This is a genomic window from Streptomyces sp. NPDC001634 (genome assembly GCF_040298185.1).
Lineage (GTDB): Bacteria > Actinomycetota > Actinomycetes > Streptomycetales > Streptomycetaceae > Streptomyces.
In genome coordinates this window covers 142,583-167,275 of the sequence record NZ_JBEOZU010000008.1, presented here as the reverse complement: position 1 = coordinate 167,275, position 24,693 = coordinate 142,583, and the positions used below count along the sequence as shown (strand labels likewise).

At 69.7% G+C, this 24,693-nt stretch carries 21 protein-coding genes and 1 pseudogene; 12 read left to right on the top strand and 10 right to left on the bottom strand.

Annotation, left to right across the window (positions count from 1 at the left end):
• Positions 1 to 15: 15 nt before the first annotated feature.
• The 5 genes from ABT186_RS07875 to ABT186_RS07855 all read right to left on the bottom strand — a co-directional run bounded on the left by ABT186_RS07875 (position 16) and on the right by ABT186_RS07855 (position 6,494).
• Positions 16 to 663: a LutC/YkgG family protein gene (locus ABT186_RS07875; RefSeq protein ID WP_351924100.1), complete on the bottom strand. Its 648-nt coding sequence runs from the start codon at positions 661 to 663 to the stop codon at positions 16 to 18.
• A complete protein-coding gene (locus ABT186_RS07870) occupies positions 660 to 2,150 on the bottom strand; it encodes a LutB/LldF family L-lactate oxidation iron-sulfur protein (protein WP_351924098.1) in 1,491 nt (496 codons plus the stop codon). Before ABT186_RS07870 ends, ABT186_RS07875 begins: the two co-directional genes overlap by 4 nt.
• Before the next feature lie 31 nt (positions 2,151 to 2,181).
• Complete coding sequence (locus tag ABT186_RS07865; protein ID WP_351924096.1) at positions 2,182 to 2,937, bottom strand: (Fe-S)-binding protein; 756 nt, start codon at positions 2,935 to 2,937, stop codon at positions 2,182 to 2,184.
• Between the two features lie 72 nt (positions 2,938 to 3,009).
• Positions 3,010 to 4,446 (bottom strand): rhamnulokinase, encoded by a 1,437-nt coding sequence (locus ABT186_RS07860; protein ID WP_502973154.1) that lies wholly within the window; start codon positions 4,444 to 4,446, stop codon positions 3,010 to 3,012.
• Positions 4,447 to 4,454: 8 nt separating this feature from the next.
• Entirely contained in the window at positions 4,455 to 6,494 is a 2,040-nt protein-coding gene (locus ABT186_RS07855; RefSeq protein ID WP_351924092.1) for a bifunctional aldolase/short-chain dehydrogenase, read from the bottom strand.
• 303 nt (positions 6,495 to 6,797) lie between these two features.
• On the opposite strand from ABT186_RS07855, the pseudogene ABT186_RS07850 reads away from it, so the two are divergent.
• A pseudogene (locus ABT186_RS07850) lies at positions 6,798 to 6,992 on the top strand (alpha-L-rhamnosidase-related protein); the annotation flags it as partial.
• Between the two features lie 86 nt (positions 6,993 to 7,078).
• Complete coding sequence (locus ABT186_RS07845; protein ID WP_351924090.1) at positions 7,079 to 7,402, top strand: alpha-L-rhamnosidase C-terminal domain-containing protein; 324 nt, start codon at positions 7,079 to 7,081, stop codon at positions 7,400 to 7,402.
• A 40-nt stretch (positions 7,403 to 7,442) separates the two neighbouring features.
• Here ABT186_RS07845 and ABT186_RS07840 read toward each other — a convergent pair whose 3' ends face one another.
• Complete coding sequence (locus ABT186_RS07840) at positions 7,443 to 8,150, bottom strand: SDR family NAD(P)-dependent oxidoreductase (protein ID WP_351231240.1); 708 nt, start codon at positions 8,148 to 8,150, stop codon at positions 7,443 to 7,445.
• Positions 8,151 to 8,253: 103 nt separating this feature from the next.
• Between ABT186_RS07840 and ABT186_RS07835 the strand changes: the two genes are divergently transcribed.
• Positions 8,254 to 9,099: a helix-turn-helix transcriptional regulator gene (locus ABT186_RS07835; RefSeq protein WP_351924088.1), complete on the top strand. Its 846-nt coding sequence runs from the start codon at positions 8,254 to 8,256 to the stop codon at positions 9,097 to 9,099.
• Here ABT186_RS07835 and ABT186_RS07830 read toward each other — a convergent pair.
• Positions 9,096 to 10,463 (bottom strand): pyridoxal phosphate-dependent decarboxylase family protein, encoded by a 1,368-nt coding sequence (locus ABT186_RS07830; protein ID WP_351924086.1) that lies wholly within the window; start codon positions 10,461 to 10,463, stop codon positions 9,096 to 9,098. The two genes, ABT186_RS07835 and ABT186_RS07830, sit on opposite strands and share 4 nt — an antisense overlap.
• A gap of 119 nt (positions 10,464 to 10,582) precedes the next feature.
• On the opposite strand from ABT186_RS07830, the gene ABT186_RS07825 reads away from it, so the two are divergent.
• Positions 10,583 to 11,068 (top strand): MarR family winged helix-turn-helix transcriptional regulator, encoded by a 486-nt coding sequence (locus ABT186_RS07825; protein ID WP_351924084.1) that lies wholly within the window; start codon positions 10,583 to 10,585, stop codon positions 11,066 to 11,068.
• Between the two features lie 4 nt (positions 11,069 to 11,072).
• Here ABT186_RS07825 and ABT186_RS07820 read toward each other — a convergent pair whose 3' ends face one another.
• From ABT186_RS07820 to rhaI, 3 genes are all read right to left on the bottom strand, one after another.
• Complete coding sequence (locus tag ABT186_RS07820) at positions 11,073 to 12,161, bottom strand: MASE1 domain-containing protein (protein ID WP_351924082.1); 1,089 nt, start codon at positions 12,159 to 12,161, stop codon at positions 11,073 to 11,075.
• A 142-nt stretch (positions 12,162 to 12,303) separates the two neighbouring features.
• Complete coding sequence (locus tag ABT186_RS07815; protein WP_351924080.1) at positions 12,304 to 13,638, bottom strand: PP2C family protein-serine/threonine phosphatase; 1,335 nt, start codon at positions 13,636 to 13,638, stop codon at positions 12,304 to 12,306.
• Between the two features lie 472 nt (positions 13,639 to 14,110).
• Entirely contained in the window at positions 14,111 to 15,271 is a 1,161-nt protein-coding gene (rhaI, locus tag ABT186_RS07810; protein WP_351231250.1) for an L-rhamnose isomerase, read from the bottom strand.
• A gap of 259 nt (positions 15,272 to 15,530) precedes the next feature.
• On the opposite strand from rhaI, the gene ABT186_RS07805 reads away from it, so the two are divergent.
• The 8 genes from ABT186_RS07805 (at position 15,531) to ABT186_RS07770 (ending at position 24,563) form a co-directional block, all read left to right on the top strand.
• Positions 15,531 to 17,048 carry a sugar ABC transporter ATP-binding protein gene (locus ABT186_RS07805; protein WP_351231252.1) on the top strand — a complete coding sequence of 506 codons (1,518 nt, stop codon included), beginning with the start codon at positions 15,531 to 15,533 and terminating at the stop codon, positions 17,046 to 17,048.
• Positions 17,049 to 17,103: 55 nt separating this feature from the next.
• Complete coding sequence (locus ABT186_RS07800; RefSeq protein ID WP_351924078.1) at positions 17,104 to 18,144, top strand: ABC transporter permease; 1,041 nt, start codon at positions 17,104 to 17,106, stop codon at positions 18,142 to 18,144.
• On the top strand, positions 18,137 to 19,126 hold the full coding sequence (locus tag ABT186_RS07795; protein ID WP_351231256.1) for an ABC transporter permease: 990 nt from the start codon (positions 18,137 to 18,139) through the stop codon (positions 19,124 to 19,126). Before ABT186_RS07800 ends, ABT186_RS07795 begins: the two co-directional genes overlap by 8 nt.
• 30 nt (positions 19,127 to 19,156) lie before the next feature.
• Positions 19,157 to 20,242, top strand: a complete 1,086-nt coding sequence (gene rhaS / locus ABT186_RS07790) for a rhamnose ABC transporter substrate-binding protein (protein ID WP_351231258.1) — start codon at positions 19,157 to 19,159, stop codon at positions 20,240 to 20,242.
• A 17-nt stretch (positions 20,243 to 20,259) separates the two neighbouring features.
• Complete coding sequence (locus tag ABT186_RS07785; RefSeq protein ID WP_351231260.1) at positions 20,260 to 20,580, top strand: L-rhamnose mutarotase; 321 nt, start codon at positions 20,260 to 20,262, stop codon at positions 20,578 to 20,580.
• A 16-nt stretch (positions 20,581 to 20,596) separates the two neighbouring features.
• Positions 20,597 to 22,009, top strand: coding sequence for a BNR repeat-containing protein (locus ABT186_RS07780; RefSeq protein ID WP_351231262.1), 1,413 nt, complete (start codon positions 20,597 to 20,599; stop codon positions 22,007 to 22,009).
• A 78-nt stretch (positions 22,010 to 22,087) separates the two neighbouring features.
• Positions 22,088 to 23,113, top strand: a complete 1,026-nt coding sequence (locus tag ABT186_RS07775) for a LacI family DNA-binding transcriptional regulator (protein ID WP_351231264.1) — start codon at positions 22,088 to 22,090, stop codon at positions 23,111 to 23,113.
• A 148-nt stretch (positions 23,114 to 23,261) separates the two neighbouring features.
• Complete coding sequence (locus tag ABT186_RS07770) at positions 23,262 to 24,563, top strand: alpha/beta fold hydrolase (protein ID WP_351231266.1); 1,302 nt, start codon at positions 23,262 to 23,264, stop codon at positions 24,561 to 24,563.
• The last annotated feature ends 130 nt before the right edge of the window (positions 24,564 to 24,693 follow it).

Here is a 24,693-nt window from a genome sequence, read left to right as displayed (position 1 = left end):
CGTTAACGGCGCCTCTCAAAGGGTGCTCACCAGCACCACCTCCAGGGTGCGCGGCCCATGCACTCCCTCTACCCGGTCCAGCTCGATGTCGCTGGTCGCCGAAGGCCCGGAGATCCAGGTCGCCGGGCGGGCCGGGTCGAGGCGTTCCAGGGCCTGGGGGACGGAGGAGACGACCTGGTCCGGCACCCGTACGACGCAGATGTGGTGGTCCGGGACCAGGGTGATACGACGGCGGCCCTGATCGGGGCCGCCGTCCAGCACGATGGTGCCGGTCTCGGCGATGGCCACCGCGCACGCCGTGACCACGCTGTCGACCTGGTCCAGCTCCTGCGCCGTGCTCTCGGCCCGGTCCGGGACCCGCTCGGCGCCGGCCGCCGCCAGCCACTCGAGATCCAGGCCCGGCGGCACGAGCACCGATGTCGCGCCCCGCTCGGCGAGCAGCCCGGCGATCAGCGCCGCCAGCCCCCCGGCCTCGCAGCGGTGCACGATCGCCCGGTAGTCGGCGAGGTTCTCGGCGAGCAGATCCACCGTCTCCTCGACGGTGCGCTCGCCGTGTTCCCGCAGATAGTCCCGGGAAACGGCGTGCTCGTACGGCGTGTCGTCCTTCGGCACATCCACCAGGGCGCGCCGCACCCGCCCCAGGATCAGATCCCTGCTGCTCACTTCGCGTCCCCTTCGCCTGCGCCGTGCGTACGCCGCCACCAGTCGCGGAACGGTTCCGCGGGCACCGGCGGAAGGTCCCGGCTCGCGCTCCACGCCCTGCCAGGGCCCGGCAGCGTCCGCGGGTGGAAGCGGCGCGACCGTGACGCCAGCCGCTGACCCGTGCGCAGCGCGCCCGGGTGGCTGAACGCCCAGCGTGCCGCCCGCATCGCCGCCCGTTCGGCGGCATGGCCCTTGGCCGGCTTCAGGACCACCTTGTTGCCGGCCCGCGTGACGGGCCCGCCCTGAACGACCCGCTCCCGCAGATGCACCAGCACCTCGGGGATGTCGATGGCGACCGGGCACACCTCGTAGCAGGCCCCGCACAGCGAGGACGCGTACGGCAGCGAGGCGTCGATCTCGCTTCCCGTGCCCCGGAGCTGGGGGCTGAGGATGGCGCCGATCGGACCCGGGTAGACCGAGCCGTACGCGTGGCCGCCGGCCCGCTCGTACACCGGGCAGACATTGAGACACGCCGAGCAGCGGATGCAGCGCAGCGCCTGGCGTCCGACCTGGTCGGCGAGCGTGTCGGTGCGGCCGTTGTCCAGCAGGACCAGATGGAAGGTCCGCGGGCCGTCGGCCGTCGCGGAGTCCGTGGTGCCCGTCCACATGCTGGTGTACGGGTTCATCCGCTCGGCGGTCGACGAGCGGGGCAGCGTCTGCAGGAACACCTCCAGGTCCCGCCAGGTCGGCACGATCTTCTCGATGCCGACGACCGAGATCAGCGTCTCGGGGAGGGTGAGGCACATCCGCCCGTTGCCCTCGGACTCGACCACGACCAGCGTGCCCGTCTCGGCGACCATGAAGTTCGCGCCGGAGATCCCCACCTTGGCACGCAGGAACTTCTCGCGCAGATGCAGCCGGGCCGCCTCGGCGAGTTCGGCGGGCGTGTCGGTGAGCCCCTCGGGAGCCGGGCGGCCCCACTCGCCCATCTCGGAGCGGAAGATGTCGCGGATCTCGCCGCGGTTGCGATGGATCGCGGGGACCAGGATGTGGGAGGGCCGATCCTTGCCCAACTGCACGATCAGCTCGGCGAGATCGGTCTCGTACGCCCGGATGCCCTCCGCCTCCAGCGCCTCGTTGAGGCCGATCTCCTGCGTGGCCATCGACTTGACCTTGACGACCTCCGACTCGCCCGTCGCCTTGACCAGTTCGGCGACGATCCGGTTGGCCTCGTCGGCGTCGGCGGCCCAGTGGACGATGCCGCCCGCCGCCGTGACAGAGTCCTCCAACTGCTCCAGATAGCGGTCGAGATGACGGAGCGTATGGTCTTTGATCCGCCGGCCCGCCTCCCGCAGTGCCGCCCAGTCGGACACCTCCGCGACCGCCTTGGCGCGCTTGGCGCGGATGGTGTGAGTGGCGTGCCGAAGGTTCCCGCGCAGGGTCTTGTTGCCGACCGCCTCGTGCGCGGCCTTCGGGAACGCCGGCATCCCGACGAACGTCCCGCTCATGCCTTCTGCCCCTTCACCCGGACGACGAGGCTCATACCAGCGGCTCCTCTTCGGTGCTCGCCAGGATCTCCGCGATGTGCACCGGCCGCATCCCGACGCTCAGCCGCGCCATCGTCCCGCCGATGTGCATCAGACAGGAGTTGTCCGCGGCGCAGAGCACCTCGGCGCCCGTCGACTCGGCGTTGCGCACCTTGTCGACGCCCATGGCCGCCGAGACATCGGAGTTCTTCAGGGCGAAGGTGCCGCCGAAGCCGCAGCACTCCTCGGCACCCGGCAGCTGGACCAACTCCAGTCCCTTGACGGCCCGGAGCAGCCGCGTCGGACGGTCGCCGAGGCCGAGGCTGCGCAGCCCGTGGCAGGTCGGGTGGTACGTCACCGTGTGCGGGTAGTACGCGCCCACGTCCGTCACGCCCAGCACGTCCACCAGGAACTCCGTGAGCTCGTACGTCTTCGGGATCACGGGAGCCAGGGTGGCCGCGAGCGTGTCCCCGCGCCCCTCCGCTCGCGCCCGCTCACCCAGCCGCGGATACAGCTCCCGCACCATCGCCCCACACGACCCGGACGGCGTCACGATCGCCTCGTACTCCCGGAATACATCGGAGAACTTCACCGCAAGCGGCTCGGCCTCATGACGGTATCCGGTGTTGTAGTGCGCCTGCCCGCAACAGGTCTGCGCCATCGGGAAGTCGACCTCGACGCCCAGCCTGGTCAGGAGTTTCACCACGGCGCGGCCGGTGTCCGGATAGATTGTGTCATTGACACAGGTCAGGAACAGGGCGACACGCATCGCGGCTCCTTGTGGTCGATCATCGGATGAGTGCAGGGTAATCGGCCGAGGCTGCCTCGGGGAGACCCCGGCTCACGGCGTGGCGAGCCGGGATTCGGCCTCGCGCCAGGGTCCCGTGTCGCCCCGCGGCTCGTACCGCGTCAACGGCTGGGTGCAGGCGAGCAGTTGCCGCATCTCGGCACGGCCGCCGACGAGCCCGTGGGCGCGGGCCTGGACGAGGATGTTCCCGAGCGCCGCGGCCTCCGTCGGACCGGCCACCACCGGCAGCCCGCAGGCGTCGGCGGTCAGCTGACACAGGAGCGCGTTGCGGGTGCCGCCCCCGACGATGTGCACGACGTCGACCGGGTGGTCGGCGAGCCGCTGGGCATCGGCAACCGCGCGGCGGTGGGCGAGCGCGAGCGAGTCGAGGATGCACCGCGTGACTTCGGCGGGGGACTCGGGCACCGGCTGCGCGGAGGCACGGCACGCCTCGGCGATGCGCGTCGGCATCCGGCCGGGTGCCAGAAACGCCGCGTCACCGGCGTCCACCACGGACCGCAGCGCCGGTACGCCGGCCGCCGCCGCCAACAGCTCCGGCAGGTCCGGATCGCCCCATTCCCGTACGCACTCCTGGAGCAGCCACAGCCCCATGATGTTGCGCAGATAGCGGACCGTGCCGTCCAGCCCCAGCTCGTTGGTGAAGTTGGCGGCACGACTCGCCTCGGTCAGCACCGGAGCCGCCAGCTCCAGGCCGGCCAGGGACCAGGTGCCGGTGCAGATGTACGCGAACCGCTCACCTGCGGCCGGGACGGCGGCCACCGCGGACGCCGTGTCGTGCGAGCCGACGGTCGTCACCGGCACCGGACCCGTCAGCCCGGTCGCCTCCAGCACCTCCGGCCGCAGCGCACCCGCCGGATCGCCCGGCTGCCGCAGCGGCGCGAACAGGCTCAGATCGATGCCCAGCCGGCCCGCGATGCCGTACGACCAGTCGCGCGTGCGGGGGTCGATGAGCTGGGTGGTCGACGCGTTGGTCAGCTCGGTGCCCTGCTCGCCCGTGAGCCAGTACGCGAGCAGATCCGGGATGAGCAACAGGCGCTCGGCCTGCGCGAACCCGGCCGAGGAACGAGCCGCCGTCAGCTGGTACAGCGTGTTGAAGGGCGCGTACTGCAGCCCCGTGCCGGCGTACAGCTCCTCCGCCGGCACGGTCGCCCACACCTTCTCCGCGATCCCGTCGGTGCGGGCGTCGCGGTAGTGGACCGGGTTGCCGAGCAGCACCCCGTCCGCGTCCAGGAGACCGTAGTCCACCGCCCAGCTGTCGATGCCGACCGAGTCGACTCCGCCGGTCGCGCGCAATCCGTCCAGGACGCCCGCGTACAGGGAGAGGATGTCCCAGCGCAGTCCCTCGGGGACGCGCACGGGCCGGTTGGGGAACCGGTGCGCCTCGGTGAGCTCCAGGGTGCCGGGGCCCACGCGGCCGACCATGACGCGCCCGCTGGACGCGCCGAGATCGACCGCGGCGTACGACTTCACGGCGGCGCTCATCGCAGGAACGCGGCCGCCACACCCGCGTCGACCGGTACCAGCAGTCCGGTGGTATGGGTCAGGTCCCCGCCCGTCAGGGCGAACACGGCGTTCGCGACGTGCTCCGGCAGCACCTCCCGCTTCAGGATGGTCCGCTGGGCGTAGAACTCGCCCAGCTTCTCCTCCTCCACCCCGTACACCGCCGCCCGCTGCGCGCCCCAGCCGCCCGCGAAGATCCCGGAGCCGCGCACCACACCGTCCGGATTGACACCGTTGACCCGGATGCCGTGCTCGCCCAACTCGGCGGCCAGCAGCCGTACTTGATGAGCCTGGTCGGCCTTGGTGGCGGAGTACGCGATGTTGTTCGGACCGGCGAAGACCGCGTTCTTGGAGGCGATGTAGATGATGTCGCCGCCCAGGCCCTGGGCAGTCATCACCCGGGCCGCCTCGCGCGAGACGAGGAAGGAGCCGCGGGCCATGATGTTGTGCTGGAGGTCCCAGTCCCTGGCCGAAGTCTCCAGCAGCGGCTTGGAGATGGAGATGCCCGCGTTGTTGACCACCAGGTCGACTCCGCCGAAGGCCAGCACGGCGGCCTTGAAGGCCTTGGCGATCTGCTCCTCGGACGTGACGTCCACGGTGACGGCGACGGCCCTGTCCGCACCGCCGTGCTCCTCGGCGACGGCCTGCGCGTTCTCCCCGTTCAGGTCCGCGACGACGACGCACGCACCTTCGGCGACCAGCCGGTGCGCGATCGCCTTCCCGATCCCGCTGCCCGCACCCGTCACCAGCGCCACCCGCGTGGCGAGCGGCTTGGGCTTCGGCATCCGCTGGAGCTTGGCCTCCTCCAGCGCCCAGTACTCGATGCGGAACTTCTCCGACTCCTCGATCGGCGCGTATGTCGACACGGCCTCCGCACCGCGCATCACGTTGATGGCGTTGACGTAGAACTCGCCGGCCACCCGGGCGGTCTGCTTGTCCTTGCCGAAGGAGAACATCCCGACACCCGGGACGAGCACGATCGCCGGGTCGGCGCCGCGCATCGCGGGGGAGTCGGGCAGGGCGTGCCGCTCGTAGTAGGCGGCGTACTCCTCGCGGTACTCGGTGTGCAGCTCCTTCAGCCGGGCGATCGCCTCCTTTAGGGGCGCGGCCGGCGGCAGGTCGAGGACCAGCGGCCGTACCTTGGTCCGCAGGAAGTGGTCCGGGCACGAGGTGCCGAGCGCGGCCAGCCGTGGGTGCTCGGTACGGGCGAGGAAGTCGAGTACGACATCGGCGTCGGTGAAGTGGCCGACCTGCGCCTTGTCCTGCGAGGCGATCGCGCGAATGTACGGGGCCAGGGCCGCGGCCCGCTCCCGCCGCTCGGCCTCGGGCAGCGCCTCGTACCCGTCGATCGCCGGACCGAACGGCTCCGGCTTCCCGCGCTCGGCGAGGAACGCCTCGGCAGTGCGGATGATGTGCAGCGAATTGCGCTCGCACTCGTCCGCAGACTCGCCCCACGCGGTGATGCCATGACCGCCGAGAACGCAACCGATGGCCCGCGGGTTGGCCTCCTTGACGGCCGCGATGTCCAGACCGAGCTGGAAGCCCGGCCGCCGCCACGGTACCCACACCACCGTGTCACCGAAGCACTCGGCGGTCAGCTTCTCGCCGTCGGCGGCGCAGGCGAGCGCGATTCCGGAGTCCGGGTGGAGATGGTCGACATGGGCCGCGTCCACCAGACCATGCATGGCGGTGTCGATGGAGGGGGCCGCACCGCCCTTGCCGTGCAGACAGTAGTCGAACGCGGCGACCATCTCGTCCTCGCGCTCGACGCCCGGGTACACGTCCTTCAGGGCCCGCAGCCGGTCCAGCCGCAGCACCGCCAGCCCGGCCTCCGTGAGGGTGCCGAGGTCGCCGCCGGACCCCTTGACCCACATCAGCTCGATGTCGCCGCCGGTCACGGGATCGGTGCCGGTGCCCTTCGCGGAGGCGTTGCCTCCGGCGTAGTTGGTGTTCCGGGGGTCGGCACCGAGCCGATGAGAACGGGCGAGCAGGGCGGCGGCTTCGGGGTGGGGTGCCATGTCTGTGTTCCTCCGGGGGGCGGCGCCGATGCCGATCGGACTGTCTGAATCGTTTCAGGAACCTAATGGCAACCGGCAACCCCGTCAAGATGTCGCCGCGATCCTGCGGAAACGCACTTCGGGTGCGGCGGGCCTTCTTTTGTGGCGCCCCTCTTGACGCTGAGACCATCGCCCCTCACCGCGCGTGAAACGTTTCACAATTGCTGCGGACGGATGTCCAGTGACACGCAGACGGCGTAAGCCCTCGGGCTGTGCTTCGCGCTGCTCCCGACTGAGCGTCAACCACGGGGTGCCGCGGAGCGGTTGGCCCACATCGTGCGCAAGGCGGGCTTCCGCATCGCCACCGGATTCGCCGGTACGCCGCTGATCTGCGACGCCCTGTGCGCGGCGGGCGAGCCGCAGCACGCGTACCGCATGCTCCTCGAACAGGTCTGCCCGTCCTGGCCGTACCCGGTGACCAATGGCGCCACGACCGTCTGGGAGCGCTGGGACTCGATGTTGCCCGACGGGACGACCAACCCGGGCGAGAGGACCTCGTTCAACGACTACGCGCTCGCGCGGTCGCCGACTGGCTGCACCGCACGGTGGCCGGCCTCGAAGCCGCGGAACCCGGCTGGGGCCGGCTGCGGATCGCCCCCGTATCCGGCGGCAACCTCACCTGTGCGAAGGCCGCGCACCAGACCGCGTACGGGCGGGCCGAGGCGGGCCGGCGGATCGAGGACGACACGCTCGTGGTGGATGTCCTCGTTCCGCCGAACACCCGGGCCGAGGTCCGACTCCCCGGTGACGCGGCCCCGTTCGAGGTCGGCTCGGGCCGGCGCACCTTCCGTCGGCCGTACACCGCACCCACCTGGCCGCCCGTCGCGATCCGGCACCCCTTTGGCGCGTCGGAGGAGGAGGCGGAGTAACGGCGAGCGGTGCTTCACCGGGTGCCCGGGGCGTCTCCTCTCACCAGGGGAGGCGTCCCTCGGCGTCGAAGTAGCCTCCGGTCGGACCGTCGGGGCCCACCTGCGCCATGCGCACGATGATCTCGGCGCCCTCCTCGACGGTCTGCGTGCCCGTGTGATGGTTCAGGTCCGTCGCGGTGTAACCGGGCTCCACCGCGTTGATACGCATGCCGGGGAACGCCTTCGCGTACTGCACGGTGATCATGTTGATAGCGGTCTTCGACGCCGGATAGGCGACCCCGGGGTAGGCGTACGTCGGTGTGCCCTCGGCAGAGACCCGGGCCAGCGAGGCCAGGCCGCTGCTGACGTTGACCACGACCGGCGCGGTGGAACGCTGCAGCAGAGGCAGGAACGCATGGGTGACGCGCACCACGCCGAAGACGTTCGTCTCGAACACCGTCCGCATCATGTCGGCGGTCAGCTCCGCGGCGCCGACCACGCCTCCGTCCGGGGTCCGCTGTTCGATACCGGCGTTGTTGACCAGCACGTCCAGCCCGCCGTCGGCCTCGATGCCTTTCGCCGCGGCCTCCACGGAGTCGTCGTCGGTGACATCGAGGAGAACCATCCGCGCGCCCAGCTGCCCGGCGGCCCGGCGTCCGCGTTCGGCGTCCCGGCTGCCGATGTAGACGGTGTGGCCCGCTGCGATGAGACGGCGGGCGGTCTCGAAGCCGAGACCCTTGTTGGCTCCGGTGATGAGTGTTGTTGTCATGCCTCCAGATTTCCGCCCGGACCGTGCGGTCGGCCAGAGGACCCGTCTTCCTGGGACTGCTGGTACCAGGCACCCCCACGGCCGGCCGTGCACACTGGTCGGCATGGTGACGGCGGAATTCGGCAAGGCGGTGCGCCGCTGGCGCGACCGGGTTGCGGCGGAGGCCGTGGGGCTTCCCGCCGGCGGGCACCGGCGCGCACCCGGGCTGCGCCGGGAGGAGCTGGCGCAGCTGGCCGGGATCTCCGTCGACTACGTCACCCGCCTCGAACAGGGCCGCGCATCCAATCCGTCGGCCCAGGTCGTCGAGGCCCTGGCCCGCGCCCTGCGGTTGTCGGGCACCGAGCGGGCGCATCTGTTCCGGCTTGCCGGGCTGGCGCTTGCGGGCCCGGACACCGTACCCGCGCACATCACGCCGAGCGTTCAGCGGCTCCTGGACAGGCTGACCGGGACTCCCGTCGCGGTCTCCGACGCAACCTGGACGCTGATCGTGGCCAACCCGCCGTACGCGGCGCTGATGGGCGATCCCTCCGGATGGCGTGGCAACGAGCGCAACGCCGTGTGGCGCCAACTGGTGGGCCGGGGTCAGGGCAGCCGCGTCCGGCACACACCGGAGTCCCGGCGCGCCGTCGAGGCCGCACTGGTCGCCGACCTGCGCGCGGCCGCCGACCGCTACCCGGCCGACCGGCGGCTGCGGCGCCTGGTCACGGAACTGCGGGCGAACAGCGACCGGTTCGCCGAGCTGTGGGACTCCGGCGCCGTCGGCCGCCACGAGGCCGCGCGCAAGACCGTCGATCATCCGCAGGTGGGCACTCTGACACTGGACTGCGATGTGCTCACCGTGGCGGGCACCGATCTGCACATCATCGTCTACACGGCCGAGCCCGGCACCGAGGACGCCGAACGCCTCGCCCTGCTCACCGTGCTGGGCACCCAGGCAGTGGTCGGCTAGCCGAAGGCTCGGGCGATCCCTTCCACCCGGGCGTGTATGTCTCCTGTGCAGTGCTCGGATTCCGGCTTCATCAGGACGCTGCGCAGGATACGTGCGTCCGTGGCGTCCGCGGTGAGCTCGGTATGGCGCGCGGTGAATGCCTCGCGGCTCGCCCTGAAGGTGCTCAGGAACACCGGGTCCGGGCCGGTCATGCCCTCTGCCAGGATGCGCGCGGATGCCGTGTCGATGCTGCTGAGTGAGGCGGGTTCGACGACCGGGAAGTAGGTGACGATGTCCAGCTCGGGCTGCTGGTAGAGATCCAGGAGCTCCGATGCGATGATCAGGTCGGCCCACTCCAGCGCGGCCCTGCGACCGGCCGCCAGAACCCGGCCGAGCCCGTCGGGAGTCGGCGGGAGCAGCTGGAAGGTGAGCCACAGGGCGGCGGCCGAGGCGCCGGCGCGCGAGCATTCCAGGCTGATCTCCCCGAGGTGAAGCTCGCTGGAGGTGAAGTACGTGTAGGGCGAGTCGTGGAGGTAGAAGCGTCCTGCTTCGGGATCGCGGAAAAGCACGGCGCCGCAGCCGTAGGGCTGGAGCCCGTGCTTGTGCGGGTCCACCACCACCGAGTCGCAACTCCCGATGGCCCGCCAGGGGCCGGGCGGAAGCCCTGCGGGATCGTCGGCGCCCGCCAGCAGGGTGAAGAAGCCACCGTAGGCGGCATCCACGTGGATGCGGACGCCGTAGCTTTCCCGAAGTGCCAGAGCCTCATGGATGGGGTCGACGGCACCCAGCCCGGTGGTGCCAGCCGTGAGGACCACCGTCCCCACCCGTCCCGTCCGCAGCAGGTCTTCCAGCGCCTCCAGGTCGATGCGACCGCGGCTGTCGGTGCGTACGGGGTGGCCTTCGAGACCCAGGACATGACACATGCGGCCGTGGGTGTAGTGGGCGTCCTCGCTGTACGCGATGCCCCGGCCGGGGTGGAGTTCCCTGGCTACGAACAGGGCTTCGAGGTTGGCGATCGTGCCGCTGGTGGTGAGGTGGCCGAGGTGGGTTTCGTAGCCGAACATCGCGGCCAGCTGCGCGACGGCCTCGCGTTCCATCCGGGCCGTGGCGGGCCCGCCGTCCAGGGCGTGGTTGTTGGGGTTGATCAGCATGGCGGTGAGGTAGCCGACCACCGCGGCGGGGTGCGGCGGCTTGAGCATCTGTCCTGCGTAGCGCGGGTGGAAGAAGGGGTAGTTGTCCTTCAGCCTCCCGGTGAACTCCTCGAAGGCGTCGGCCAGGCGGCCGTCGTCGACCAGGAGGGACGGGTGCGTCTCGTAGGGGCCGAAGGTGTCGGCCCATTCCTGTATGGCGTCGGTGGCTCGGCCGAGCCAGTGCCGCAGATCCACTGATCTCTCCCTCTCCTCGGCGGGGTGCTGCGCCCACCATAGAATTTTGCTGACTGCTCAGCAAATGAGCTATCAGTAGTTGAGGAGTCATTAGATGAAGTGGCAGTAAACTCGGTCATGTGAGTGCCGCCGACCCGCAGGGCGACGAAGAAGCCCGTGCCGCCAACAGCAACCTCGTTCGTGATTTCGGGCTGCTGATCAAGTCCGCCACCCGCCTCGAACATCGGATCGACGCCGAACTGAGACGGGAGTGCGGGATCAGTCACACGATGCTGGAGGTGCTCATCCGGCTGTGCCGACAGCCCGGCGAGGAGGTCTCCCAGCGTCAACTGGCGGACGACCTCACGCTCACCAGCGGGGGCACCACTCGCCTCATCGACCGCATGGAACAAGCCGGTCTGGTCCGCCGGCTTCCGTCTCCCGAAGACCGCAGAAGCGTCCTGGTGGAACCCACGGAGCACGGTCGTACGGTGTTCCTCCAGGCCTCTGCCGTCCACGCCCGCGTCGTCGAGCGCTACTTCGTCCAGCCCGTGGCCCCTCAGGACTACGCACCGCTGACCCGGGCGCTGAGTCAGATCGAGGGGGCGCTGCGCGAGGACGCCTAGGTGGTCACGGCGGCCCCGGGGACCGTCCGCCGTCCTCTCCTCGTTCGCCGTCGTCGTCTTCTTCGTCGTTTACATCGTTTACGTCTACGTCTACATCGTTTACGTCGTTTACGTCGTTTACGTCGTAGGGCCGGACCGGGCGGCCGCCTCTGCCCGGTGCGATCCTCGCCACCATGTCGGAGAGCTGCCTGCAGGCCTGCTCGATCTCCGTCTGGGCCTGGTTGCGCTCGGTGACGGCCGCCCCGAGCATCAGCGCCGTCAGCGCGGCGGAGCCGTTGAACGCCTGCAGAGTGATCATGTTGCTGAGCAGGTCGTGACCTGCGAACGGGCCCGATTTTTCGGCGGCGGCAAGGATGGCGAAGGTCGACACGGCAAGTGCGCAGGGTGCGGCCCCGGCCCGCTGGAAGCGGAAGGCCGCCCAGATGAGGACCGGGAAGCCGAGAAAGATCAGTGGTGTGCGACCGGTCTCGAGGAAGCCGACGCAGACAGTGGCCGCCACGAGCAGTGATCCCTCCACCCACCGGGACGGCGGGACGTCCTTCGGCCACCGTGCCGATCGCAGAACCAACAGGACCGGTGCGACCACCAGGACGCCCATCGCATCGCCGGTCCACCAGACCGACCACGTCGGCCAGAAGTCACCGGAGGACAGCACACCGGCGAGCCGCAAAGTGCCGCTGCCCACCGTCGCACTGACGAGCGTCCCGGCGAACGCGCCCAGGAAGACAAGCACGAGCGCATCCCATATGCGGTCCATTTCGATATGGAATCCAGCGCGGCGGAGCAGAACGTACGCACAGATGGGCGCGAGCGTGTTTCCCGCCATGATCACGAGCACGGCGGGGAGCGACGGCCCGAGTGAGATATTGATCAGGAACGCGCCGAGGGCGATGCCGGGCCAGATCTGCGGGCCCAGGAGAAGCAGGCCGGCCAGGGCGATGCCGGTGGGCGGCCACAGCGGGGTGACCTGGCCACGAACCAGCTGTTGGAGCAGCCCCAGTTTGCCGGTGACGTAATACAGCGCGGCGACGGCGCAGATCTCCAGGGCGGTCACGCCACCGCGCCGGAGCATTTCATGCCGCGCGACACTCATCGGGAGGTCTCCCCATCGGCTTCGCTCTGTAGTCCATCGTCCGTCGGCCATGACGGATCCACCACGTCACCGCTGCTCGGGCCTGCGGCAACGGGGGGCGTCGCGCGCAGAGGGAACCCTGATGATCTCGTCGAGTGCGGGGTCAGCTGTGCGGCGTACGCACGGCGAGGATGGCCATGTCGTCGTGACCGTCGCTCGGATGGTGGTCGGCGAGCGCCTGGACGAAGTCCTCCAGGGGGAGGTCGGCATGGGCGATGGCGAGATCTGCCAGCTCTTTCAGACTCTCGTCGATGGGGTGCTCGGGGTGTTCGACGAGTCCATCGGTGAAGAAGACCACGGTGGTGTCCGGGAGCAGGGGGTGAGTGTGGTCGGGGCGGGGCTGCTCGGTGTCGACCCCGAGCGGTAGCCCGGGTTCGGCGAACAGGAATTCCGCGCGTCGTTCGGGGGTGATCAGCAGCGGTGGGACGTGGCCCGCGCTGCTCCAGTGCAGTCTCCAGGCCGGCCCGTCGGGTTCGATGCGAGCCAGGCTGGTGGTGGTGACGGGGTTGTCGGTGATGGCGTGCAGGGTGCGGTCGAGCTGGGAAAGGACCGCGCCGGGCGGGTTGCGCTGTTCGAACAGCAGGGCGCGCAGCATATTGCGGGTGGCCGCCATGGCGGCCGCGGCCTCCAGATCGTGACCGACCACGTCGCCGATGACGACCGCCACCACGTTGTCGGGCAGCAGCATGGCGTCGTACCAGTCCCCGCCGAGCCGGCTGGGCTCGGCGGCGGGCCGGTAGATGGCGGCTGCGGTGAAAGGCCGCAGATCGGGCAGGGTGGGTAGCAGAAGCCGCTGGAACTGCTCGGATCCGGCACGAACGCGTTCAAACAGACGGACGTTGTCGATCGCGATCCCGGCGGCGCTGGCCAGGGCGACAAGGATGTTCTCGTCGTTGACGTCGAAGGGCTGTCCGTCGAGCCGCTCGGAGAGGTAGAGGTCACCGTAGATCTCGCCGCGAACGATGATGGCGACGCCAAGCAGGGTGCGCAGGTGCGGATGCCCCGGCGGGAACCCGACGGAGGCCGGGTGGGCGGAGATGTCGTCGATCCGCAGGGGCTCGGGGTGGCGGATCAGGTACCCGAGGACACCCAGACCGAGGGGCAGGCCGACCCCGCTCAGGTCGGCGCGTTGCTGCTCCGACAGCCCGGCGGCGATGAACTGCCCCAAGCGCTCGCCGGACTCGTCGACCACTCCCAGCGCCCCGTAGCGGGTGCCGACCAGGTCCATGGCGGTGGTCACGATGCGGTACAGCACCGCATTCAGCTCCACCTCCCGGCTGATGGCCACCACCGCGTTCAGCAGGCCCTGAAGCCGTTCCATGGCGTCGAGCAGGCCGCCCAACTGCTCGTCGATCCGGCCCAGCTCGGAGCGCAGACGCGACCTCAGGTCAGGAAGGCGCGGCTGCTTCGGTTCCTTCCCCTCTTTCCCTCCCGCCATCACGAGCGCCCGGTGGCCCGGTCACGGCGGATCCGCCCATACAGCCACTCACGCGAGCGGTTCACCCGGCCTCCTGACACGACCGTGATCAAACAGGACCACAGCGTGACACGGCCGAACAGACCGAACCGCCGATTACTCCACGAGCGGCATGCCACACTCGGCCGGAGCCGGCCCCAGGTCCCCTCGTCAAACTCCCGCCGTCCGCCCGGAGGGTGGGCTCTCCGGCGCCGTGGGGCCCCTCCCGCCCGAGCGAAGCCGAGAGTGGGGGAGCGTGCTCCCGGCGTGCCGGGTACAGGCCGTCGTACTGGATGTATTTGGGTCTGTGCCCGGTGCGGCGAGCAGGGGTCCCCTGCTCGAACAGCTTGGGGGAGCGTGCATGGCGTCGCGGGGCTGGGGGCACCTCCCGGGCCGAAGACCGGGGAAGAGAGTTTGACGACAGGGCCTGGCAGCGCCCCGGCCTCGCGGAACCTCAGGCGCCCCATCCGGCCTGTTGTCCGCCGACGCGCTCGGCGGCGATGGTGTCGGCCCAGCCGGAGCGGCGGTACGCGGCGACGGGGTCGGGGTCGAGTCCCAGTTCTTCCCGCACCTGGGCGAGCAGGGGTCGTACGTCGGTGTTGTAGGCGTCCATGAGCACGGCGTTCGCCCCGAGGACGTCACCGGTCCTCTGTGCCTCGGCCAGGGCCTCCCGGTCGACGAGCAGCGCCTTCGCCGTCGCCTCCTGCACATTCATCACCGATCGGATGATCGCCGGGATCTTGGGTTCGATGTTGTGGCACTGGTCGAGCATGAAGGCGACGTCCGGACCGAGGCCGCCGCCGCGGACGACCTCGTACATGATGCGGAAGAGCTGGAAGGGGTCCGCTGCTCCGACCATGAGGTCGTCGTCGGCGTAGAAGCGGGAGTTGAAGTCGAACCCGCCGAGCTTTCCTTCGCGCAGGAGGGTGGCGACGATGAACTCGATATTGGTCCCGGGGGCGTGGTGGCCGGTGTCGACGACGACCTGTGCCTTGGGGCCGAGTTTGAGGCAGTGGGCGTATGCGGTGCCCCAGTCGGGGACGTCGGTGGTGTAGAAGGCGGGTTCGAAGAACTTGTATTCAAGGAGCATCCGCTGTCCGTCGCCGAGCCGTTCGTAGACCTCCGCAAGTCCCTCGGCGAGCCGGTCCTGGCGCTGTCGGATGTCGTCCTGGCCGGGGTAGTTCGTGCCGTCGGCGAACCACAGTTTCAGGTCCCTCGACCCCGTCGCGTCCATGATGTCGACGCATTCCAGCAGGTGGTCCACGGCCTTGCGGCGTACTGCCGCCTCGGGGTGGCAGATGCTGCCGAGTTTGTAGTCGTCGTCCTGGAAGGTGTTGGAGTTGATCGCCCCCAGCTTCAGGCCGCGCTCCTCCGCGTGCTTGGCCAGCGCCGCGTAGTCGTCGACCTTGTCCCACGGAATGTGCAGCGCCACGGTCGGTGCGGCACCCGTGAACTCGTGCACCTTCGCGGCGTCGTCCAGTTTCTCGCGTGGATTGCGCGGGACTCCCGGCTGCGCGAACACCTTGAAGCGCGTGCCCGAGTTCCCGTACGCCCATGACGGCGTCTCGACGGCCTGGGTCTTCAGCGCGGCCTTCACTGCGGCGAGCTCGGTCACTTCGGGGCTCCTGTGGCGTCAGTTGAAAACAACTCCATGAAACGATTCAGGACGGCAAGCTATGAGCCCCCTCAGAGGGTGTCAAGCCTTCTGTCGCACCCGGCTCCTCGTGACTCCGCAGTGACCTTTGGCTATCGAAACTTTTTCGACGCGACCCCATTGACGTGACATGGCTGGCGCGCCTAACGTCCCGGCAACCAAGTTGAAACCTTTCACGACGCGGTGAGGGCCGCCCCGCCGGCGTCGTCGAGGAGCTCCCATGACCCACCCGTCCGACACGGGTCCGGCCCCGGTGCTGGCGCTCAGGGACATCTCCAAGTCCTTCGGCGCCGTACGCGCTCTGCGTGACGTGTCCCTGGAGCTGTTCCCCGGTGAGGTGCACGCCCTCGCCGGTGAGAACGGCGCGGGCAAGTCGACCCTCATCAAGACGCTCGCCGGGGTGCACCGACCGGACGCCGGCCAGGTACTGCTCGACGGCGAGCCGACCGTCTTCCATGGCCCGGCCGACGCACGTGACGCCGGTATCGCCGTGATCTACCAGGAACCGACCCTCTTCCCCGACCTGTCGATCGCCGAGAACATCTTCATGGGCCGCCAGCCCCGGCGCGCCCTCGGCCGTATCGACCACAAGGCCACCAACGCGGCCACCACGGCCCTGATGCGCCGCCTCGGCGTCGACCTCGACCCGGAGCGTCCTGCGCGCGGCCTGTCCATCGCCGACCAGCAGATCGTCGAGATCGCCAAGGCGCTCTCCTTCGACGCCCGCGTCCTGATCATGGACGAACCGACGGCGGCCCTCACCGGCAGCGAGGTGGCCCGGCTCTTCGGTGTCGTCCGCACGCTGCGCGAGCAGGGCGCGGCCGTGCTGTTCATCTCCCACCGGCTGGAGGAGATCTTCCAGATCTGCCGGCGGGTGACCACCCTGCGCGACGGCGCCTGGATCTCCAGCGAGCCCCTGGAAGGGATGACCGAGGACGATCTTGTGCGCCGGATGGTCGGACGCGATCTCGACGAGCTCTATCCCAAGCAGGACGTGAAACCCGGGCAGGTCGCCCTGAGCGTACGGCGGCTGACTCGTGAGGGCGTCTTCACCGATGTGTCGTTCGACGTGCGGCGCGGTGAGATCGTCGGTCTCGCCGGGCTCGTCGGCGCCGGCCGTACGGAGGTGGCGCGGGCCGTCTTCGGCATCGACCGCTGGGATGCCGGCGAGGTCGAGGTGGACGGCAAGGCGCTGACCAACGGCGCACCCTCCACCGCCATGGCCGCAGGGCTCGCCCTCGTCCCCGAGGACCGGCGCGCCCAGGGGCTGGTGATGGACATGTCCATCGAGCGGAACATCGGCCTCACCGGACTGCGCACGACGGTCCGGGCCGGGCTCGTGGACCGCGGCGCCGAGCGCAGCCGCTCCCTCGACTGGGCCGTCAGGCTCCAGGTGAAGTACGCCCGGATCGCCGACGCCGTTTCCACCCTGTCCGGGGGCAACCAGCAGAAGGTCGTCCTCGCCAAGTGGCTGGCCACCGGTCCCAAGGTGCTGATCGTCGACGAGCCGACCCGTGGCATCGATGTCGGTACCAAGGCCGAGGTGCACCGGCTGCTGTCCCAGCTGGCCGCCGACGGGGTCGCCGTCCTGATGATCTCCTCCGACCTGCCCGAGATCCTCGGCATGGCCGACCGCGTGCTCGTCATGCACGAGGGCCGGCTCACCGCCGAGATTCCGCGCTCCGAAGCCACCGAGGAAACCGTGATGGCCGCCGCCACCGGGAGGGTTGCCGCATGACAGCCACCGAGAGGGCTGCCCGAATGACCCCGATCGTCACCGGGAGGGCCGCCGCATGACGGTGACCGCGCCCAATCCCGCGCCCGCCGCCGAGGCGCCCAAGTCCAGCGGCACCCGGCTTGTCGACCGCGTCTTCAAGATGCGCGAACTCGCCATCCTGGTCGTCTTCCTGGTGATGATCGCCGTCACCCAGGCGGGCAACAGCGAGTTCCTCTCCGAGCAGGGCATCAAGGACCTGCTGCTGAACGCGACCATCCTGGTCCTGGTCGCGACCGGCCAGTCACTGGTCGTGATCACCCGGAACGTCGACCTGTCGGTCGGCTCGACCCTCGGCATCAGCGCCTTCGCGGCCGGCACATATCTGCACGGCGGCGGAAACGCGGTCGTCGCACTGGTCCTCGCGATCCTGCTCGGGATCGGCTTCGGCCTGCTGAACGGGCTGCTCGTCAGCCTCGGCCAGGTGCCCGCACTCGTGGTCACCCTCGGCACGCTGTACATCATCCGCGGCATCGACTCCATCTGGGTCGGCTCGCGCCAGATCACCGCGGCCGACCTCCCCGGCGGATTCGTCGACTTCGGCTCGGGCGGTGTCTCGGCGATCCCCTGGCTGGCCCTCATCGCCCTGGCGGTCCTGGTCGCGACCGCCTCCTACCTCAAGCACTTCGGCAGCGGACGTGAGCTGTACGCGCTCGGCTCCAACCCCGAGGCCGCGCGGCTCGCCGGTATCCCCGTACGCAAGCGGATCCTGACCGCGTACACCTTCTGCGGCGCCCTCGCCGGGCTCGCGGGTGCGCTGTACCTCGCCCGGTTCGGCAACGTCGACTCCGGTACCGGCAACGGCTACGAACTCACCGTCGTCAGCGCGGTCGTGGTCGGTGGCGTCGTCTTCACCGGCGGCTCCGGCAGCGTCTACGGCGCGGCCCTCGGCGCGCTGCTGCTGACCTCCATCAACAGCGTGCTGCCCGCCCTCGGCGTCAGCTCCGTCTGGGTGCTCGCCATCAACGGCATCCTGCTCCTCCTCGCCATCGCCGTCGACCGCGTCGTCGCGCTGCGCGTGGCCCAGGCCCTGAAGAAGAGGAACGCCCGCCATGCCTGACTCGTTGACGCGCGCGATCCGCTGGGACACCGTCGTGGGCGCGCTGCTCCTCCTCATCCTGCTGCTGTCGTTCTCCTTCGTGGACGGCTTCGGCAACGCCCTCAACCTGTCGTTCCTGATCGGCAACACCCTGCCGATCGCGCTGATCGCCCTGCCGATGACCCTCCTCGTCGTCGCGGGAGAGATCGACCTGTCCGTCGCCTCCACGGCCGGCCTGTCGGGTGCCGTGATGGGCAAGCTGTGGAACGACGGCATGGCCATCGAGACCATCATCCCGCTGTGTCTGCTCCTCGGAGTGGTGTGCGGGCTGGTCAACGGCCTGCTGGTGACCCGTCTCGGACTGCCGTCCCTCGCCGTCACCATCGGTACCCTCGCCGCCTACCGGGGCATCGCACAGATCGTGCTCGGCTCGGACGCGGTGACCGACTTCCCCACGCAGTACCTGGACTTCGCGGCCGGACGCATCGGGAACACCTTCCTGCCGCAGGCGTTCCTCCCCTTCCTGGTGCTGCTCGCGATCGCGGTGGTCGTGCTGCACGCAACCCCGTTCGGCAGGTCTCTGTTCGCGGTCGGCGCCAGCGAGGAGGCCGCACGGTTCGCGGGCATCCGGGTCAAGCGGGCCAAGCTGACCCTGTTCATCGCCACCGGATTCATGGCCTCGCTCACCGGTGTCTTCTGGGCACTGCACTACGCCAGCGCCCGCTACGACAACGCCACCGGGCTCGAACTCTCCGTCGTGGCGTCGGTACTGCTCGGCGGTATCGACTTCGACGGCGGCAAGGGCACGCTCGGCGGAGCCATCGCCGGGGTGTTCCTGCTGGGCGCGCTGCAGAACGTGATGAGCCTCCTCAACGTCTCCGCACAGTCGCAGATCGTCGTCACCGGCGTCCTGCTCGTCGTCTCCGTGCTCGGCCCCCGGGTCGCGCGCCAGATCTCCGTCGCCAGGGCGGGCCGTAGAGCCGCCGCGACGCCCACTTCGTAACTCCGCGCACCCTCGTAAAGGACCTTCCTCATGCGCAAGTCTTCGATCCGTCGTGCCTGCGCGGCTGTCGCCGCCGTCGCCTCCCTCGCCCTCGCCGCCACCGCCTGCGGCGGCACCACCAAGAACGACGTCAAGGACTCCGGCGCCGGCTCGGCCGCCGCCTCCGGCAAGGCCGACCCGAACGCCGCCCTCAAGAAGGGCCTGACCGTCGGCTTCCTGCCCAAGCAGGTCAACAACCCCTACTTCACCTCCGCCGACAAGGGCGGCGAGAAGGCCCTCACCGAGCTCGGCTCGAAGTACAGGGAGGTCGGCCCGAACAGCGCCACCGACACCAGCGGCCAGGTGAGCTACGTCAACACGCTCACCCAGCAGCAGGTGAACGCGATGGCCGTCTCCGCCCAGGACCCGGGCGCCCTGTGCACCGCGCTCAAGCAGGCCATGAGCAACGGCATCAAGGTCGTCACCTACGACTCCGACACCAAGCCCGAGTGCCGCAACGCCTTCGTCTCGCAGGCAAGCGCCGAGGACCTGGGCCGCACGGAGGTGCAGCTGCTTGCGCAGCAGATCGGCTACAAGGGCCAGATCGCGATCCTGTCCGCCGCGCAGACCGCGACGAACCAGAACACCTGGATCGACTACATGAAGGACGAGCTGAAGGACCCCAAGTACAAGGACGTCAAGCTCGTCAAGATCGCCTACGGCAACGACGACGCCCAGCAGTCCTTCCAGCAGACCCAGGGCCTGCTCCAGCAGTACCCGGACCTCAAGGGGATCATCTCCCCGACCACTGTCGGCATCAAGGCCGCGGCGCAGTACCTGTCCGGCTCCAAGTACAAGGGCAAGGTCAAGCTGACCGGCCTCGGCACCCCCAACGACATGCGCCAGTACGTCAAGAACGGCACCGTCGACGGCTTCGAGCTGTGGGACCCGGCCAAGCTCGGCGAGCTGGCCGCCCGTACCGCCGTCGCGATGGCGTCCGGGCAGATCACCGGCAAGGAGGGCGAGACCTTCAAGGCGGGCGACATGGGAACCTTCACCATCGGCAAGGACGGCGTGATCAGCCTCGGCAAGCCGACCGTCTTCGACAGCAAGAACATCGACCAGTTCAACTTCTAGTCACCGGAGGGCTGTTGATGCAGCGCGTGTGCTTCCTGTTGAAGGTCCGTACGGATCGGCTCGACGAGTACCGCGAGCGGCACGCCGCCGTGTGGCCGGAGATGCTCGATGCACTCTCGGCCACCGGCTGGCACAACTACTCCCTCTTCCTGCGCGACGACGGTCTGCTCGTCGGCTACCTGGAGACCGAGGACTTCGAAGCCGCCCTGGCCGGCATGGAAGCGACCGATGTCAACGCCCGCTGGCAGGCGGAGATGGCGCCGTTCTTCGAATCGCTGGACGGCGCCCGACCCGACGAGGCCATGAAGCCCCTCACCGAAGTGTTCCACCTCGCCTGACTTTGGAGCCCCGCTCATGAGAAGACGCAGTGTGCTGGCGACCGCCCTGCTGGCCGCGGTGGCGGCACCGGGCACGGCGAGGGCGGCCGACCCCGGCCCCTCGGTCACCAGGACCGGCAGCACCCGGCTCGACGCCCAAGCCGTCTACTTCGTCTCGTACGACGGCCTGGTCAACAACAACTCGTTCCAGAAGAACGGGCTGCTGACCTACAAGGGCTACCAGTACGCGGCCTGGTACACCTCGACCCGCAACGCGGTGATCGCCCGCCGCTCGCTCGGCGCGAGCACATGGTCGACGGTCACCCTCTCCCACACGCTCAAGAGCGACGACTCGCACAACGTCATCTCCATGGGCGTCTCCAAGATCGACGGCCGTCTGCACATCAACATGGACTCGCACAGCGACGGCTACTTCTATGTGAAGTCCGTCGCCGGTGTGCTGGACAACCCCGGCACCACCTCCTGGACCTCGTCCGTCTTCGGCTCGATCCAGACATCCCTCGACGGACTCGCCCTCACCTCGCAGTTCACCTACCCGCAGTTCGTCCCGACGCCCGAGGGCAAGCTGCAGCTGAGCTACCGCGTCGGGATCTCCGGCAACGGCCGCAACGCCCTGGCGGAGTACGACGGTTCATCCTGGACCGCGCTGGGGGAGTGGACCAGCTCGACGGGCACCTACACCAGCTCGCACGGCTCCAGCACGGCCCGCAACATGTATCTGCACGGCATCGACTACGACGCGGGCGGCCGGCTGCATGCCTTCTTCAGCTGGCGCGAGCAGAACGCCGCCGTGATGTGCAACAGCGGCGGCATCACCAACCATGACACCGGCTACGTCTACTCCACCGACCGCGGCCGCACCTGGCGCAACGACGCGGGCACCCTCGTCGCCACCACGGGCAGCTCCGACACCGTCGCCGTCACGGACGGCGGACTCGTCGTCGACTCCCTCAACCCGGACCACTCCCTGATGAACCAGGAGAGCCAGTCCACCGACTCCTCCGGCCTGCCGCACGCGATCATCAGCTACGTCCCCGGCCGCTTCGGCCAGTGCACCACCGACTACGTCGCCGACCGAACCGCCAACGGCCGCGCCTTCCACGTCCGCAAGATCTCCTCCGGCACCTGGCAGAAGACCGAGATCCCGGTCGCCCTGAACTCCAGCCAGCGCACCAAGCTGGTCCTCGACAAGTACGACAACGCCTACGCGATCTTTCCGTACGGCCGCATAGCCGGCGCGTCGAAGTCCTCCGGCCACACGGACTGGACGCTCCTGTACGACGGCAGCGGCCTGAACGCCTTCGGCGAGGTCGTGATCGACGAGATGAGGGTCCGGGCGGACAACGTCCTGTCGTTCATGTACCAGGAGAAGTCCAGCGGCACGACACCCTCGGCGCTCCACGTCGTCGACTTCGCACTGCCCGTTTGACCGGGCCTGTCGTACGGGCGGTGACGGTAATGTGAAGCCCTGCCCGCCGCCCCTTGTCTCCATGGAGGTCCCCGCCTGATGGCCCATACGGTGGGTATCAAGGACGTCGCCCGCGCCGCCGGAGTGTCCGTGGGCACGGTCTCGAACGTCATCAACCGCCCCGAGACGGTCGCCTCGGAGACCCGCGCCCGTGTGCAGTCCGCGATCGACCGGCTGGGCTACGTCCGCAGCGAGTCGGCGCGGCAGTTGCGGGCCGGGCGGAGCCGGATCATGGGACTGCTCGTCCTCGACATGGGCAACCCGTTCTTCGTGGACGTGGCCCGCGGCGCGGAGCGGGCCGCCCGCGAGGCAGGGCTCGGCGTGATGGTCTGCAACAGCGCACAGAGCGCCGCCGAGGAGGCCGAGTACCTGTCGCTCTTCGCCGAGCAGCGGGTGCGCGGCGTACTGCTCACCCCGGCCGACGCGACCGGCCGCAACATCGAGACGTTCCGCCGCCACGGCATCCCGTTTGTGCTGGTCGACCGGGTCGCCGAGGGCACCACCGAGTGCTCCGTCTCGGTCGACGACGTGGCGGGCGGCGCCCTGGCGGTGCGGCATCTGGTCGACGCGGGGCACCGCTCCATCGCATACGTCAGCGGGCCGCCCGGACTCAACCAGGTCAGGGACCGCCGTACCGGTGCCCTGAACGCGCTGGCCGAGGCCGGGCTCGGCCCCGAGGCACTGAGGGAACTGCCGACGGAACGCCTCGACGTCGCCGCGGGCCGGGACGCCGGCGCCCGGCTCCTGGGACTCGCCGACCGCCCGACCGCCGCATTCTGCGCCAACGACCTGCTCGCGCTGGGTGTCCTGCAGGCGATGTACGCGGCCGGGGTGAGCGTCCCCGAGGACCTCGCCATCGTCGGCTACGACGACATCGAGTTCGCCGCGGCAGCCGCCGTGCCGCTCACCTCCGTACGGCAGCCCGCCGTCACCATGGGCGCGCTCGCCGCGGAACTCCTCCTGGAGGAGACCGAGGAGGAGACCGGGGCGCGGGGCCACGAACACCGGAGGGTCGTGCTCCAGCCGGAGCTGGTGGTCCGCCGCTCCAGTCTGGCGGCGCGCTGAGTTGCTCCCCCAGGACGGGCCGTCGTACGGCGACTGAACCGGCTGATCAGCCGGTCAGTACGGGTTTCTTGATCCCCGGGCGCCGGTGACCCGCGACCATGTGCTGAACTGGGACGCGGCCTGGAATCCCTCCGTCTCGGGAGCCCTCTTGAGTCTCAGCTACCGCCAGCCCGGTGTCGTCCTCACCGACCGCCGCTTCACTGTGCCCCTCGACCACGACGACCCGTCTGGGGAGACGATCGAGCTGTACGCACGGGAGGTCGTCGCAACCGACAAGGCGGGCGACGACCTGCCCTGGCTGGTGTACCTCCAGGGTGGCCCCGGCTTCGGGGCGAATCGTTTCGTCGGTAAGCAGGCCTGGCTCGGCCGGGCCCTCGAGGAGTACCGCGTCCTCCTCATCGACCAGCGCGGCACCGGCGCCTCCACGCCCGCCAATCGGCAGACGCTCCCGCTGCGCGGCGGTCCCCGCGAACAGGCCGACTACCTCGCGCGCTTCCGCGCGGACTCCATCGTCCGGGACTGCGAGGCCATCCGCCCGCAGGTCACCGGCGGGGCCCCGTGGACGGTCCTCGGGCAGAGCTTCGGCGGCTTCTGCACCGTGCACTACCTGTCGACGGCGCCCGAGGGCCTGCGTGCCGCTCTGATCACCGGTGGCCTTCCCTCCCTCGACGCACACGCGGACGACGTCTACCGCGCCGCGTTCCCGCGCATCGAACGCAAAGTCGCCGCCCACTACGCCCGCTACCCCCAGGACGTCGAACGCGTCCGCCGCATCACCGAGTACCTGCTGCAGCATGAGCCGGTCCTGAACGGCGGCTACCGGCTGACCGTCGAGGCCTTCCAGTCCCTCGGCATCCTCCTCGGCGGCAGCGACGGCAGCCACCGCCTCCACTTCCTCCTGGAGAACGCCTTCGTCCGCACCGCGCAGGGCTTCGCGCTCTCCGATGCCTTCCAGGAGGAGGTGCAGAGTCTGCTCTCGTACGCGGGACACCCCCTGTACGCACTGGTCCACGAGGCCGTCTACGGCCAGGACGAGCGTCCCACCGCGTGGTCGGCGGAGCGGGTGCGCGCGGAGTTCCCGCAGTTCGACGCGGCGAAGACGCTGACGGGCGACGGACCGGTCCTGTTCACGGGGGAGTCCGTGCACCCCTGGATGTTCGACACCGACCCGGCGCTGCGCTCCCTGCGCGATACCGCACACCTGCTTGCCGAGCGCACCGACTGGACGCGGCTGTACGACCCCGCCCGCCTCGCCGCCAACGAGGTCCCGGTCGCCGCGGCGATCTACCACGACGACATGTACGTCGACACCACCCACGCCCTGGAGACAGCCCGTACCATCCGCGGCCTGCGCACCTGGGTCACGGATGAGTTCGAACACGACGGCGTTCGCGCGGGCGGCCCACGCGTCCTGGACCGCCTGCTGGCATTGACCCGGGACGAGATCTGACCGGAGGCTTCACCCCGGCTTCCGAAGCCGTCCTCCGCAGGGGCGTACGGCACCCCTCCGTCCGTCCCTGGCGGTGCGTCACATCGGCAGCTCTCAACCCCGCTACCGCCATGGGGGTGACGGGCTAGTC

Coding starts and splice junctions, on each gene's coding strand:
- ABT186_RS07870 (WP_351924098.1), bottom strand. CDS start 2,150: ATGAGCGGGACGTTCGTCGGGATGCCGGCGTTCCCGAAGGCCGCGCAC.
- ABT186_RS07865 (WP_351924096.1), bottom strand. CDS start 2,937: ATGCGTGTCGCCCTGTTCCTGACCTGTGTCAATGACACAATCTATCCG.
- ABT186_RS07855 (WP_351924092.1), bottom strand. CDS start 6,494: ATGGCACCCCACCCCGAAGCCGCCGCCCTGCTCGCCCGTTCTCATCGG.
- ABT186_RS07840 (WP_351231240.1), bottom strand. CDS start 8,150: ATGACAACAACACTCATCACCGGAGCCAACAAGGGTCTCGGCTTCGAG.
- ABT186_RS07835 (WP_351924088.1), top strand. CDS start 8,254: ATGGTGACGGCGGAATTCGGCAAGGCGGTGCGCCGCTGGCGCGACCGG.
- ABT186_RS07820 (WP_351924082.1), bottom strand. CDS start 12,161: ATGAGTGTCGCGCGGCATGAAATGCTCCGGCGCGGTGGCGTGACCGCC.
- ABT186_RS07815 (WP_351924080.1), bottom strand. CDS start 13,638: ATGGCGGGAGGGAAAGAGGGGAAGGAACCGAAGCAGCCGCGCCTTCCT.
- ABT186_RS07805 (WP_351231252.1), top strand. CDS start 15,531: ATGACCCACCCGTCCGACACGGGTCCGGCCCCGGTGCTGGCGCTCAGG.
- ABT186_RS07800 (WP_351924078.1), top strand. CDS start 17,104: ATGACGGTGACCGCGCCCAATCCCGCGCCCGCCGCCGAGGCGCCCAAG.
- ABT186_RS07795 (WP_351231256.1), top strand. CDS start 18,137: ATGCCTGACTCGTTGACGCGCGCGATCCGCTGGGACACCGTCGTGGGC.
- rhaS (WP_351231258.1), top strand. CDS start 19,157: ATGCGCAAGTCTTCGATCCGTCGTGCCTGCGCGGCTGTCGCCGCCGTC.
- ABT186_RS07785 (WP_351231260.1), top strand. CDS start 20,260: ATGCAGCGCGTGTGCTTCCTGTTGAAGGTCCGTACGGATCGGCTCGAC.
- ABT186_RS07780 (WP_351231262.1), top strand. CDS start 20,597: ATGAGAAGACGCAGTGTGCTGGCGACCGCCCTGCTGGCCGCGGTGGCG.
- ABT186_RS07775 (WP_351231264.1), top strand. CDS start 22,088: ATGGCCCATACGGTGGGTATCAAGGACGTCGCCCGCGCCGCCGGAGTG.